We start from the raw sequence: 12,419 nt of genomic DNA, 5'->3' as shown, positions 1-12,419 counted from the left end.
CCCCATGCGGACCATGGGCGGGGAACAGGTGGCGGAGGCCGTCGCGGGCGCCGTGGCGCTGCTGCGGACGGCGGCGGACCGGGACTGGCGCGGCATGCGGGCCGGGCGGCTCGACTGGGACTGCCGGTACACGGCGGAGCACGTCGCCGACGACCTCATCGCCTACGCCGGCCAGTTGGCCGGGCGCGCCACCGAGGGGTACGTCCCCTTCGGGATCACTCTGGAGGAGGCCGCCGGCAACGAGGACGTGCTCCAGGTGATCGAGACGACCGGCGCCCTGCTCGCCGCCACCGTCCGCACCACCCCGCCCGAGGTGCGGGCCTTCCACCCGTCCCCCTTCCGCAGCGCGGACCGCGAGGGCTTCGCCGCGATGGGGATCACCGAGGTGCTGCTGCACACCCACGACATCGCCGAGGGCCTCGGGCTGGTCCACGAACCGCCCGCCGAGCTGTGCACGGACCTGCTCACCCGGATCTTCCCGCACGTCCGGCCGGGCGCCGACCCCTGGCGCACCCTGCTGTGGGCCACCGGACGCGGCGACCTGCCGGGCCGCGCCCCGGTCACCGAGTGGCGCTGGTGCAACAACCTGGTGGTCCCGGCCGAACGGCTCACCCTCCAGGGCGTCACGCCCGCCGCCGCCACCGACCTCGCCGCGGGCGGCGACGGCGGCTTCGCGTGGGCCGGGGGCGGCCCCTTCCAGGGCACCCGGGACGCCGCCGGCATGCTGCTGAAGGCGTACGAGGCGGGGGTGCACCGGCCGGAGTGGGGCGTCTTCGTGCTCGTGCGGCGCGCGGACGGGCACGCGGTCGGCGGCATGGGCTTCCACGGGGCGCCGGACGAGGACGGCCGGGTGGAGATCGGCTACGACCTCGTCGAGGCGGCCCGGGGGCGGGGGTACGCGACCGAGGGGCTGCGCGCGCTGTCCGCGTGGGCGCTGGCACGGGAGGAGGTGACGTCCGTGTGCGCGACCACGGACCGGGAGAACACCGCGTCGCAGGCGGTCCTCGTACGGGCCGGGTTCACCCGGGCCGCCGGGGAGTCCGCCGCGGGCGGCGAGGGCGCCGGGCAGGTCGCCTACGAGCTGCGCGGCTGAGCACCGGCGCCGGGAGCGGACCCGGGGCCAGGACCGGCGGCACCCTTGCGGCGGCGCAGTCCCGCCCCGTGCAGCAGCCGCACCACCTCGCGACTGCTGACCTCCAGCGCACCGGCGGACACGGCGTCGGCGTACCGCTGGGCGGGCAGGTCGTAGTGGTCGCGTTCGAAGGCGCGGCGCGGCACGCCCAGGGCCGCGGCGAAGGCGTGCAGTTCGGCGTAGGAGACGTCGCTGACCAGGTGCGACCACAGACGGCCGTGGCCCGGCCAGGTCGGCGGGTCGATGTAGACGGTCACCGGAGGGTCCTCACGCCGGGGCACCGCCGGGGGCCGCGCCCAGCGAGCCGACCGCCGCGACCTTCACGCCGGCCTTGCCGCACACCCAGTGCGGATCGGGACCCAGCTCGGGCTCGACGTCCAGCGCATGGGGGTCGCCGGACCCGCACACCGGGCACAGCGGCCAGCGGCCGTACCGCTCCAGCAGGGCGTCCTGCACGTCCTGGGCGACCAGCCCCGCCACGAACTCCGCGCCCTCGGGCCACTGCTCGACCCACCAGCGCCGCTGCGCGACGGACTCCTCGACGAGCGAGACGACGTCCGGTTCGGCGACCTCGCCCGCCACCAGATCGGCGAGCACCAGGGCGCGCGCGGCGTGCAGCGCCTGCTCCAGGGGGCTGATGGGGTCCATGCACCCATTGTGCGCACTCTTGACCCGCGGACCGAAACGAAAATATCTTTCATGAGTGACCGATGAACTGAAGGAAACTTTCGCCAGCGCCTCCGGGGGCCGCCGCGCCGCCGGCGGCGGGAGCGCGCCGCCCGCGCCCGCCGCCCTCGCGGCCAAGGTGCGCACGCTGGCACCGTCGATGACCCGGTCCATGCAGCGGGTCGCCGAGGCCGTCGCGGGCGACCCGGCCGGCTGCGCCGCCCTCACGGTCACCGGCCTGGCCGAGCTGACCGGCACCAGCGAGGCGACCGTCGTCCGCACCGCCCGGCTGCTCGGCTACCCCGGCTACCGTGATCTGCGCCTCGCGCTCGCCGGGCTCGCCGCCCAGCAGCAGTCCGGCCGCGCGCCCGCCATCACCACCGACATCGCGGTCGACGACCCGATCGCCGACGTGGTCGCCAAGCTGGCCTACGACGAGCAGCAGACGCTCGCGGACACCGCCGCCGGCCTGGACACCGTCCAGCTCGGCGCGGCCGTCGCCGCACTGGCCGCCGCCCGCCGCACCGACGTGTACGGCATCGGCGCCTCCGGCCTGGTCGCCCAGGACCTCACCCAGAAGATGCTGCGCATAGGGCTCATAGCCCACGCGCCGGGCGACACGCACCTCGCCGTCACCAACGCGGTGCAGCTGCGCGCCGGGGACGTGGCCCTGGCGATCACGCACTCCGGCTCGACGGGGGACGTGATCGAACCGCTGCGGGTCGCCTTCGAGCGCGGCGCGACGACCATCGCCGTCACCGGCCGCCCGGACAGCCCCGTCACCCAGTACGCCGACCACGTGCTGACCACGTCCACCGCCCGGGAGAGCGAGCTGCGGCCGGCGGCGATGTCGTCGCGGACCAGTCAGCTGCTGGTCGTGGACTGCCTGTTCGTGGGGGTGGCGCAGCGCACCTACGAGTCGGCGGCGCCGGCGCTGGCCGCCTCCTACGAGGCGCTGGCGCACCGGCACGGGGCGCTCCGCGGGGTCGCGGGAGACCGCGGCAGGTGACCGCCGTGCGCGACCACCGGTCCGTTGCGGCTGGTCGCGCCCACGCGGCACAGCCGCACATCGGCACAGCCCCGCGCCCCTCGGAGCCTCGCACCGCCCGGCATCCACACGTCACTGGAAAGAGCCATACCCTCATGACCTCCACCCCCCACCACCCCGACATCCGTTCCCAGTTGGAGACGCTGACCACCGAGGCGTTCCGGCCGGAGCTGGCCGAGATCGACCAGCTGCCGACGCTCGACATCGCGCGGCTGATGAACGGCGAGGACGCCACCGTGCCCGCCGCCGTCACCGAGCGGCTGCCCGAGATCGCCGCCGCCATCGACGCGGTGGCCGCCCGCATGGCGCGCGGCGGGCGGCTGGTCTACGCGGGCGCCGGGACGGCCGGCCGGCTCGGCGTGCTGGACGCCTCGGAGTGCCCGCCCACCTTCAACACCACCCCCGGGCAGGTCGTCGGCCTGATCGCGGGCGGCCCGGACGCCATGGTCACCTCCGTCGAGGGCGCCGAGGACTCCCCGGAGCTGGCCCGCGCCGACCTGGACGCCCTCGCGCTGACCGCCGACGACACGGTGGTCGGCGTCTCCGCCTCCGGCCGCACCCCGTACGCCGTCGGCGCCGTCGAGCACGCCCGCTCGCTGGGCGCCCTGACGGTCGGCCTCGCCTGCAACGGGGACAGCGCCCTGGCCGCCGCCGCCGAGCACGGCATCGAGGTGGTCACCGGACCCGAGCTGCTCACCGGCTCGACGCGGCTGAAGGCCGGCACGGCGCAGAAGCTGGTCCTGAACATGCTGTCGACGATCACGATGATCCGGCTCGGCAAGACGTACGGGAACCTGATGGTGGACGTCCGCGCCTCCAACGAGAAGCTGCGGGCCCGCTCGCGCCGCATCGTCGCGCTCGCCACCGGCGCCGGCGACGACGACATCGAGAGGGCCCTGACGGCGACCGACGGCGAGGTCAAGCACGCGATCCTGGTCCTGCTGGCCGACGTGGACGGCCCCACGGCCGCCCGCCTCCTGGAGGAGTCCGCCGGCCACCTGCGGGCGGCCCTGAGGGCGGCGCTCGGCTGACCGCGCCGGACGGTACGCGGGCCGGCAGGGCGTCGGGTGGCGGTAGCCCGTGCCCGTCCCGTCCGGCCGTCCGCCCGGGGCGGCCGGTGCCGTGTGCGATTCTGAGGAGCATGAACCACGCCCAGCTGACCGCCCTGGGCCGCGCCCTGCGTCTCCTCGGTGAGCACGGCGAGGCCCTGACCGCCGACACCCCCGAGGCCAAGCTCCACGAGGTCCGCGCGGACCTGAAGCGCGCGCTGGACCAGCTGGAGGAGAGCGTCACGACGGCGGCGCCCAGCACCCGCTGCCCCGAGCACCCGAACGGTCCGGTGGACGCGGCCGCCCCCGACCTCTGCCTGCTGTGCGAGACCCGCCGCCGCACGGCCCGCCGCGCCGAGTACAACGGCGGACCGCTGCCCGCCCGGCCCACCGAGCCGGTCCCCTCCCGCTACGGCGTGCGGGGCGACCGGCCGCAGCCCCAGCAGCGGTGGCTGCCCGAGCTGTGGACCGGCCAGACGTGGCAGCTGTGCGGCACCCCGCGCCGTGACCGCCGCGAGGCCGAGCTGTACATCGCGGCCCAACTGCGTGGTCCGCGCGCGGCGACGGCGTACCGGCTGGTCCACGAGTTCACCGACTACGAGGTGCTGCGGGTGTGGGGCACACCGGTGCGGGTGGACATCGAGCCGATGGGCGGCCTCTGACCGGGCCTCCTTCCATCACTCCATCCGTAGTACTCTGCCTGGAGTACTGTGAAGGCGCGTGCGCGCCCGGAGCCGGGAGCCGGACATGGTGAGACGCAACGACCAGCGCCGCGCCGCCCTCGTCGACGCCGCGATCGAGGTGCTGGCCGCGCAGGGCGCCCGGGGCCTGACCTTCCGGGCGGTGGACACCGAGGCCGCCGTCCCGGCCGGCACCGCGTCCAACTACTTCGCGAACCGCGACGACCTGCTCACCCAGGCGGGCGCCCGCGTCTACGAGCGGCTGCATCCCGACGAGGCCACCATCGCCCGCCAGCGCGCGGCCGGCCGCGACCGGGACACCTACGTGCAGCTGATGCGTGAGCTGGTCGACCGCGTCGCCTCGTTCCGCACCGGCTACCTCGCCCTGCTGGAGCTGCGCCTGGAGGCCACCCGGCGCCCCGAGCTGCGCGCGGTGCTGACCGAGCGCGTCCGCGAGGACGTGGCCGCCAACGTGGCCTACCACGAGGCGTCCGGCTTTCCCGGTGACGCCATGGCCGTCAAGCTGCTCATGCTCGCCCTGAACTGGCTGATCGTCGAACAGCTCACGCTGCCGGACGTGTTCACCGAGGAGGAGCGGGACCGGCTGGTGACGGCGGCGGTGGAGCGCATCGTGGCGCCGGACGGAGCGGACCGGGGCTGACCCCCCGCCGTTTCCCCCGCCGGGGTCAGATCTGGTTCTCGCCGCCGTCGACGTACCAGTTGGCGCCGAGGACGAAGCTGCTCTGGTCCGAGGCGAGGAAGGCCACCACGGCGGCGACCTCCTCGGGACGCCCCATCCGGCCGATCGCCGTGTCCCCGGCGAGCTTCGTCTGGACGGCGGGCGCGTTCGACCCGCCGAAGAGGTTGGTGATCCCGGGGGTGTCCACCGGCCCGGGGGAGATCGCGTTGACCCGGACGCCACGGCCCTTGAGCTCGTTGGCCCAGCCCCGCGCGAAGGTCCGGACGGCGGCCTTGGAGGCGGCATAGAGACTGAACGCCTCCGCTCCGTTGTCGGCGGCGGTGGAGGCGTTGAGGATCACCGAGGCACCGTCGTTGAGCAGCGGCAGCGCCTTCTGCACGGTGAAGAGCGTGCCCCGCACGTTGACGCCGAAGATCTCCTCGTACCGCTCCTCGGTGATCTCCTCCAGCGGCACGAGCGAGGCGGTCGCCGCGTTCGCGAAGACCACGTCGAGTCCCCGGCCGCGAGCGCGGACCGCGTCGTAGAGCCGGTCCAGGTCGGCCGGGTCCGAGACGTCACCGGCCACCGCCGTGACCCGCTCGGCGCCGATGACCTCCACGGCCGCGTCCAGCACGGCCTTGCGCCGCCCGGTGATGAACACGTGCGCACCCTCGTCCGCCAGCCGCACCGCGCTGGCCAGACCGATCCCCGTGCCGCCGCCGGTGACGACGGCGGTCCTGCCTTCGAGCTGTCCCATGGTGAATGACCTCCAGAGATTCAGTACCGATCGGTACTGAAATCGACCGTAGCACATCTGTACCGACCGATACGGAAGACGTAGACTGGCGGCATGGAGACGCGACGGAAGGGGCCGACCGGCCGGCCGAGGGGCTTCGACGCCGACGAGGCCCTGGAAAAGGCCATGCGGGTCTTCTGGGAGCAGGGCTACGAGGGCGCCAGTCTCACCGACCTGACCGGCGCCATGGGCATCACCCGCACCAGCATGTACGCGGCCTTCGGCAACAAGGAGGACCTGTTCCGCAAGGCGCTCGAACGCTACGAGGAGGGCCCCGCCTCCTACGTCGCCCGCGCCCTGCGCGAACCGACCGCCCGCGAGGTGGCGACCGCCTTCCTGCGGGGTGCCGTCCAGGTCAGCACCCGCCCCGACTGCCCGGCCGGCTGCCTGGGCGTCCAGGGCTCGCTGGCCTCGGGTGAGACCGGACGCTCCGCGCGCGACCTGCTCGCCGACTGGCGCGAAGGGGGCGTCGGCCGGCTGCGCGACCGGTTCCGGCAGGCCGTCGACGACGGGGACCTGCCGCCGGACACCGACCCGCTGCACGTCGCCCGCTACCTCATGACGTTCGCCAACGGCATCGCCGTGCAGGCCACCGGGGGCGCGGACCGGGAAGAGCTCCAGCGGGTGGCCGACACGGCCCTGCGCGACTGGCCACCCGCCTGACGGCACGCCTGGCGCCGCGCGGCGGAGTCAGGAGCGGCGGCGCTCCAGGAAGCGGTGGGTGGTGACCACGGTCAGCCCGGCCACGCCGTAGGCCAGCCACCAGCCCCCGGTCCGGTAGTCGTCCGCCGCCCCGTCCGCCTGGGCCTTCCTCTGCTGCTCGTACGTCCGGGTGCCCGCCGAGCGGCCGTCGGTGAAGTCGTACAGCTCGCACGTCTGGCCCGGCTTCATGGGTCCGGAGCGCTCCGCGTCCCCGTACTCCTGGATGATGCCCGTGCACCGCGGGGTGTCGCCCGCGGTCGCCGCCTCGGTGAGGAAGTACCCGCCGGCGACGACCGGGACGACGAACAGGCCCAGCAGGACACCCCGGAAGCTCACGCCTCCTGGCCCACCAGCGGCAGCGGCGTGAACTCGTGCCCGTCCCACAGGCGCCGGGAGGTCTCCTCCGGGTACGGCGCGACGGCCGGCTCGGCGTCGAACACCCGCACGAGGCGCCGGCGCGTGTCGTACGCGGGCCAGCCCGGGTCGCCGGTTCGGGCGAACGCCGTCCAGTCGGCCCGGAAGCGGGAGGACAGGGCCAGCGCCTCCTCGGACGGCTCCGCGCCGCCGAACTGGAGCAGCGCGAGACTCTCCTGGAAGGTGCCGAAGAGGAGCGGGATGTCGAGGGCGTGACAGGCGCCCAGGGCGCCGTCGAAGGCGGGGGCGGGCCAGGTGAGTTCGTAGACGTGGGCCCGGCCGCCGCCCGCGAGGTGGGCCTCGGCCAGGTGCAGCGACGGCATCGCGAACAGCCAGTCGGTCTGGACGCGTTCGTAGAGGTCGTTGGCCGACGCCTCCGGGAACGCGGCACGGTAGGCGGCCTCGCCGCCCGGGGCGTACAGGCGCAGGGCGGCGCTCGCGCGGTCCTCGCCGATCTCGCCGAGCTTGCCCGCCAGCGCGGTGAAGAGGCGGTTCTCGTCGCGGTTGTGACCGGCCATCAGGTCGACGTCCCGGGCCGCGCCGGACGCCAGCGCCCGCCACGGCGTGACCGGCAGGAACTCACCGTCCACGACGGGCGCGTACGGGGTGACCGTCGGCGCGGCCCGGCCCCAGCGCGGCACGTTGCCCGGCATCTTCGGGGCGAGGGCCTGCCCGGCCCTGACGAGCTGGTCCGGAGCGATCCCCGCGAGGTCCTCGACGGTCGGGCGAAGGCCCAGCTCGCCGGCGAGGGCGGTACCGATGTCGGCGGCGAGTCCGGTGGAGAAGAACGTGCCCGGCACGCTCTGGGCGACGGCCCGCCGGAAGAGCCCGGCCGCGCGGGGCATGGCCAGCAGGGACGCCACGGAACCGGCGCCCGCCGACTCGCCGAAGACCGTGACCTGGTCGGGGTCACCGCCGAACGCGGTGATGTTCTCCTGCACCCAGACCAGCGCCGCGACCTGGTCGAGCAGGCCCCGGTTGGCGGGGGCGCCCTCGATGTGGGCGAAACCCTCCATGCCGAGGCGGTAGTTGAGGGTGACGACGACGAGGTCGCCGTCGGCGGCGATGCGGCGGGCGTCGTAGGCGGGGCTGCCGGAGTGGCCCATCTTGTAGGCGCCGCCGTGGATCCAGACCATGACCGGACGGCGGGCGGCCGGGTCGGGTGCCGGGGTCCACACGTTGACCGTCAGCCAGTCGTCGCCCGCGGGCACGTCCGGCGGGCCGGCGGCCCCTACGGCCCCGAGGTCCTGCGGGGGCGGCGGGCCGAAGGCGAACGCGTCGCGTATGCCGTCCCAGGGGCGGGGGCGGCGCGGGGCGGCGAACCGGGCGTCCCCCACCGGGGCCTGGGCGAACGGTATGCCGCGGAAGACGGTCAGACCGTCCTCGTCGCGACCGCGCACCACGCCGCAGCCGGTGCGCACCACGGGTTCTGCCGACTCCACGGATCCAGTGATCGTCATCCCACGGACCCTACGCCGCGGTACGCACCGCGCCCGGCCGAGGGTCCCGTCAGCTCAGGGTCTTGATCGCCGCCGCGTCGTACGGGGCGAGCGCGTCGAAGCGGCCGGCGAGGACCTTCTCGGCCCACTGCGGGTCCTGGAGCAGGGCGCGGCCGACGGCGACGAGGTCGAACTCGTCGCGCTCCATGCGGTCGAGGAGGTTGTCGAGGCTGCCGATCGGGGCGCCCTGGCCCTGGAAGGCCTTGGTGAAGTCGCCGTCGAGGCCGACCGAGCCGACGGTGATGGCGGTCTTGCCGGTGAGCTTCTTGGTCCAGCCCGCGAGGTTGAGGTCCGAGTCCTCGAACTCGGGGACCCAGTAGCGGCGGGTGGAGGCGTGGAAGGCGTCCACCCCGGCCGCGGCCAGCGGGGAGAGGATGGCCTCCAGCTCCTCGGGGGTCTCGGCGAGGCGGGCGTCGTAGGCCTCCTGCTTCCACTGCGAGTAGCGGAAGATCACGGGGAAGTCGGCGGAGACCCTCTCCCGTACGGCGGCCACGATCTCGGCGGCGAACTTCGTCCGGGCCACGGGGTCGCCGCCGTAGGCGTCGGTGCGGCGGTTGGTGCCGGACCACAGGAACTGGTCGACGAGGTAGCCGTGGGCGCCGTGGATCTCCACGCCGTCGAAGCCGAGGCGCTCGGCGGCCGCGGCGGACTCGGCGAAGGCACCGACCACGTCGTCCAGGTCGCTCCGGGTCATCGCGGTGCCGGTGGGCTCGTCCTCGCCGATGCGCAGGCCGGAGGGGCCGACGGCGGGGGCGTCGGCGAAGGGCGGCTCCCCGGCCTTGCGGACCATGCCGATGTGCCACAGCTGCGGGACGATCGTGCCGCCCGCCGCGTGCACCGCCTCGGCGACCTTCGCCCACCCGGCGAGCTGCTCGTCGCCGTGGAAGCGCGGGACGCGGTCGCTCTGCCCGGCGGAGTCGTGACCGACGTAGGTGCCCTCGGTGACGATCAGCCCGACACCGGCGGCGGCGCGGCGCGCGTAGTACGACACCACGTCCTCGCCGGGGACGCCGCCCGGGGAGAACATGCGGGTCATCGGCGCCATCGCGATGCGGTTGGGCACGGTGAGGCCGTTGATCACGGCCGGGCGGGCGAGAAGCCGGGCGGCGCGCGAGGCGGCCTCGGCGGGGGTGACGGTCACGTGGGGGCTCCTGAAGTCGATACCGGACGGTATGTGCGCGCGCATTCATCGCACTCCTCGGTGAACCCTCCCGCCCGGCCGCGGCATTCCGTCCACGGCCGCCGACCCGCCGTGACCCGGACCACATCCGGCGGGCCGGTCGGGGCCGGTCGGGGCCGGTCGGGGCCGGGTCACGGAAACGCCCGAGGGCGGCACCCCCCTCGCGGGGAGTGCCGCCCTCGGTCCGTGCGGGACGGCCGATCAACCGGAAGCGGTCGATCAGAAGTCCATGTCACCGCCCGGCATGCCGCCCGGGGCGCCCGCCGCGGCGGCCTTCTCCGGCTTGTCGGCGATGACGGCCTCGGTGGTGAGGAACAGCGCGGCGATGGAGGCGGCGTTCTGCAGCGCGGAACGGGTCACCTTCGCCGGGTCGATGATGCCCTCGGCGATCATGTCGACGTACTCGCCGGAAGCGGCGTTCAGGCCGTGACCGACGGTCAGGTTGCGGACCTTCTCCACGACGACGCCGCCCTCGAGACCACCGTTGACGGCGATCTGCTTCAGCGGGGCCTCCAGGGCGAGCTTCACGGCGTTGGCGCCGGTCGCCTCGTCACCCGACAGCTCCAGCTTCTCGAAGACCTGGGAGGCCTGGAGCAGGGCCACGCCACCACCGGCGACGATGCCCTCCTCGACGGCCGCCTTCGCGTTGCGAACGGCGTCCTCGATGCGGTGCTTGCGCTCCTTGAGCTCGACCTCGGTGGCGGCACCGGCCTTGATGACGGCCACGCCGCCGGCCAGCTTCGCCAGACGCTCCTGGAGCTTCTCGCGGTCGTAGTCCGAGTCGCTGTTCTCGATCTCGGCGCGGATCTGGTTGACGCGGCCCTGGACCTGGTCGGCCGAGCCGGCGCCGTCCACGATCGTGGTCTCGTCCTTGGTGATGACGACCTTGCGCGCGCTGCCCAGCAGGTCCAGCGTGGCGTTCTCGAGCTTGAGGCCGACCTCCTCGGAGATGACCTCGCCGCCCGTGAGGATGGCGATGTCACCGAGCATGGCCTTGCGGCGGTCGCCGAAGCCCGGGGCCTTGACGGCGACGGACTTGAAGGTGCCGCGGATCTTGTTGACGACCAGGGTCGACAGGGCCTCGCCCTCGACGTCCTCGGCGATGATCAGCAGCGGCTTGCCCGACTGCATGACCTTCTCCAGGAGCGGCAGCAGGTCCTTGACGTTGCCGATCTTGGAGTTGGCGATCAGGATGTACGGGTCGTCGAGCGACGCCTCCATACGCTCCATGTCGGTGGCGAAGTACGCCGAGATGTAGCCCTTGTCGAAGCGCATACCCTCGGTGAGCTCCAGCTCCAGACCGAAGGTCTGGGACTCCTCGACGGTGATGACGCCTTCCTTGCCGACCTTGTCCATGGCCTCGGCGATGAGCTCGCCGATCTGGGTGTCGGCGGCGGAGATGGAGGCCGTGGAGGCGATCTGCTCCTTGGTCTCGACGTCCTTGGCCTGCTCCAGCAGGGCGGCGGAGACGGCCTCGACGGCCTTCTCGATACCGCGCTTCAGGGCCATCGGGTTGGCGCCGGCCGCGACGTTGCGCAGGCCTTCCTTGACCAGGGCCTGGGCGAGAACGGTCGCGGTGGTCGTACCGTCACCGGCGACGTCGTCCGTCTTCTTGGCGACTTCCTTGACCAGCTCGGCGCCGATCTTCTCGTACGGGTCCTCGAGCTCGATCTCCTTGGCGATGGAGACACCATCGTTGGTGATCGTGGGGGCGCCCCACTTCTTCTCGAGGACGACGTTGCGGCCCTTGGGGCCGAGCGTCACCTTGACGGCGTCCGCGAGCTGGTTCATGCCGCGCTCGAGGCCGCGCCGTGCCTCCTCGTCGAACGCGATGATCTTGGCCATGTGAAGTGGTCCCTCCAGGACTGGGGGTGATTCCTTCGGACCGCGCCCGCGCCCGCGACGGACGGCTCGCCGGCCTTGTGGTTCCTTCCCCACCCGGCCTGCGGGCCTCACCGACCCGGTCCTTCGTTGTCACTCTCACCTTCAGAGTGCTAACGCCAATGATTAGCACTCGGCATGGTCGAGTGCAAGCGCCTCTCGGGGATCGGGCCCCGCGCTCAGCCACCCGCGAACAAGGGGACGGCGCGCCTCCGGGCAGGCCGAAGGGCCCGTACCCAGCGGGTACGGGCCCTTCGGATGAAGACCGGGTGCTGTGGTGGCCGAGCGTCTCAGGCGCTGAGGCGAACCATGTCGGCCTGCGGGCCCTTCTGACCCTGCGAGATCTCGAACTCGACCCGCTGGCCTTCTTCGAGGGTGCGGTAGCCGTCCATCTGAATCGCGCTGTAGTGGACGAAAACATCCGCACCACCGTCGACCGCGATGAAGCCGTACCCCTTCTCCGCGTTGAACCACTTGACGGTGCCCTGAGCCATGCCTAACTCCCCTATTACTGGCCCTTGCACAGATCCGCACTTCGCGGACCCGGGTCAGACCTCACCCCCCACGACTGGGGGCGTGCGCCGGAACGCGTCGACCGCGGCTGAATGTATCTGTCCAACTGCCGTCTGCAACAGGTCAATCGGACGAGAAATCTGGACGCACCCGGTCCGGAATGTAGCGAGAATTCGCCTG

General features: G+C 73.4%; 14 protein-coding genes. 6 read left to right on the top strand and 8 right to left on the bottom strand.

Going from position 1 to position 12,419, the window contains the following annotated elements; translation table 11 throughout:
• Nucleotides 1–4: 4 nt before the first annotated feature.
• The gene (locus tag EV562_RS23970; RefSeq protein ID WP_133888915.1) at nucleotides 5–1,093 is read left to right on the top strand and encodes a GNAT family N-acetyltransferase; all 1,089 of its coding nucleotides are present in this window, start codon (nucleotides 5–7) and stop codon (nucleotides 1,091–1,093) included.
• Here EV562_RS23970 and EV562_RS23965 read toward each other — a convergent pair.
• The gene (locus EV562_RS23965; protein ID WP_133888914.1) at nucleotides 1,075–1,389 is read right to left on the bottom strand and encodes a DUF4031 domain-containing protein; all 315 of its coding nucleotides are present in this window, start codon (nucleotides 1,387–1,389) and stop codon (nucleotides 1,075–1,077) included. The two genes, EV562_RS23970 and EV562_RS23965, sit on opposite strands and share 19 nt — an antisense overlap.
• 10 nt (nucleotides 1,390–1,399) lie before the next feature.
• Nucleotides 1,400–1,780, bottom strand: coding sequence for a hypothetical protein (locus EV562_RS23960; protein ID WP_133888913.1), 381 nt, complete (start codon nucleotides 1,778–1,780; stop codon nucleotides 1,400–1,402).
• Nucleotides 1,781–1,847: 67 nt separating this feature from the next.
• Between EV562_RS23960 and EV562_RS23955 the strand changes: the two genes are divergently transcribed.
• From EV562_RS23955 to EV562_RS23940, 4 genes are all read left to right on the top strand, one after another.
• On the top strand, nucleotides 1,848–2,807 hold the full coding sequence (locus tag EV562_RS23955; protein WP_133889120.1) for a MurR/RpiR family transcriptional regulator: 960 nt from the start codon (nucleotides 1,848–1,850) through the stop codon (nucleotides 2,805–2,807).
• Between the two features lie 134 nt (nucleotides 2,808–2,941).
• Nucleotides 2,942–3,877, top strand: coding sequence for an N-acetylmuramic acid 6-phosphate etherase (murQ, locus tag EV562_RS23950; protein ID WP_133888912.1), 936 nt, complete (start codon nucleotides 2,942–2,944; stop codon nucleotides 3,875–3,877).
• 110 nt (nucleotides 3,878–3,987) lie between these two features.
• Nucleotides 3,988–4,557 carry a hypothetical protein gene (locus EV562_RS23945; protein WP_133888911.1) on the top strand — a complete coding sequence of 190 codons (570 nt, stop codon included), beginning with the start codon at nucleotides 3,988–3,990 and terminating at the stop codon, nucleotides 4,555–4,557.
• 85 nt (nucleotides 4,558–4,642) lie between these two features.
• Nucleotides 4,643–5,236 carry a TetR/AcrR family transcriptional regulator gene (locus tag EV562_RS23940; RefSeq protein ID WP_133888910.1) on the top strand — a complete coding sequence of 198 codons (594 nt, stop codon included), beginning with the start codon at nucleotides 4,643–4,645 and terminating at the stop codon, nucleotides 5,234–5,236.
• Between the two features lie 25 nt (nucleotides 5,237–5,261).
• Here EV562_RS23940 and EV562_RS23935 read toward each other — a convergent pair whose 3' ends face one another.
• Nucleotides 5,262–6,011, bottom strand: coding sequence for an SDR family oxidoreductase (locus tag EV562_RS23935; RefSeq protein ID WP_133888909.1), 750 nt, complete (start codon nucleotides 6,009–6,011; stop codon nucleotides 5,262–5,264).
• Nucleotides 6,012–6,104: 93 nt separating this feature from the next.
• On the opposite strand from EV562_RS23935, the gene EV562_RS23930 reads away from it, so the two are divergent.
• Nucleotides 6,105–6,713 (top strand): TetR/AcrR family transcriptional regulator, encoded by a 609-nt coding sequence (locus EV562_RS23930; RefSeq protein WP_133888908.1) that lies wholly within the window; start codon nucleotides 6,105–6,107, stop codon nucleotides 6,711–6,713.
• Between the two features lie 27 nt (nucleotides 6,714–6,740).
• Here the strand turns inward: EV562_RS23930 and EV562_RS23925 are convergent, their stop codons facing one another.
• The 5 genes from EV562_RS23925 to EV562_RS23905 all read right to left on the bottom strand — a co-directional run bounded on the left by EV562_RS23925 (nucleotide 6,741) and on the right by EV562_RS23905 (nucleotide 12,220).
• A complete protein-coding gene (locus EV562_RS23925) occupies nucleotides 6,741–7,088 on the bottom strand; it encodes a hypothetical protein (protein ID WP_133888907.1) in 348 nt (115 codons plus the stop codon).
• Nucleotides 7,085–8,626 carry a carboxylesterase family protein gene (locus EV562_RS23920; RefSeq protein WP_133888906.1) on the bottom strand — a complete coding sequence of 514 codons (1,542 nt, stop codon included), beginning with the start codon at nucleotides 8,624–8,626 and terminating at the stop codon, nucleotides 7,085–7,087. Before EV562_RS23920 ends, EV562_RS23925 begins: the two co-directional genes overlap by 4 nt.
• Before the next feature lie 49 nt (nucleotides 8,627–8,675).
• Nucleotides 8,676–9,806 carry an NADH:flavin oxidoreductase gene (locus tag EV562_RS23915; RefSeq protein ID WP_133888905.1) on the bottom strand — a complete coding sequence of 377 codons (1,131 nt, stop codon included), beginning with the start codon at nucleotides 9,804–9,806 and terminating at the stop codon, nucleotides 8,676–8,678.
• Nucleotides 9,807–10,064: 258 nt separating this feature from the next.
• On the bottom strand, nucleotides 10,065–11,690 hold the full coding sequence (groL, locus tag EV562_RS23910) for a chaperonin GroEL (RefSeq protein ID WP_007388714.1): 1,626 nt from the start codon (nucleotides 11,688–11,690) through the stop codon (nucleotides 10,065–10,067).
• 326 nt (nucleotides 11,691–12,016) lie between these two features.
• On the bottom strand, nucleotides 12,017–12,220 hold the full coding sequence (locus EV562_RS23905; RefSeq protein WP_004929928.1) for a cold-shock protein: 204 nt from the start codon (nucleotides 12,218–12,220) through the stop codon (nucleotides 12,017–12,019).
• Between the last annotated feature and the right edge of the window lie 199 nt (nucleotides 12,221–12,419).

It is taken from the genome of Streptomyces sp. BK208, from assembly GCF_004364245.1.
Lineage (GTDB): Bacteria > Actinomycetota > Actinomycetes > Streptomycetales > Streptomycetaceae > Streptomyces.
The sequence above is the reverse complement of the archived record's forward strand: the minus strand, read 5'-3'. Positions and strand labels throughout refer to the sequence as shown.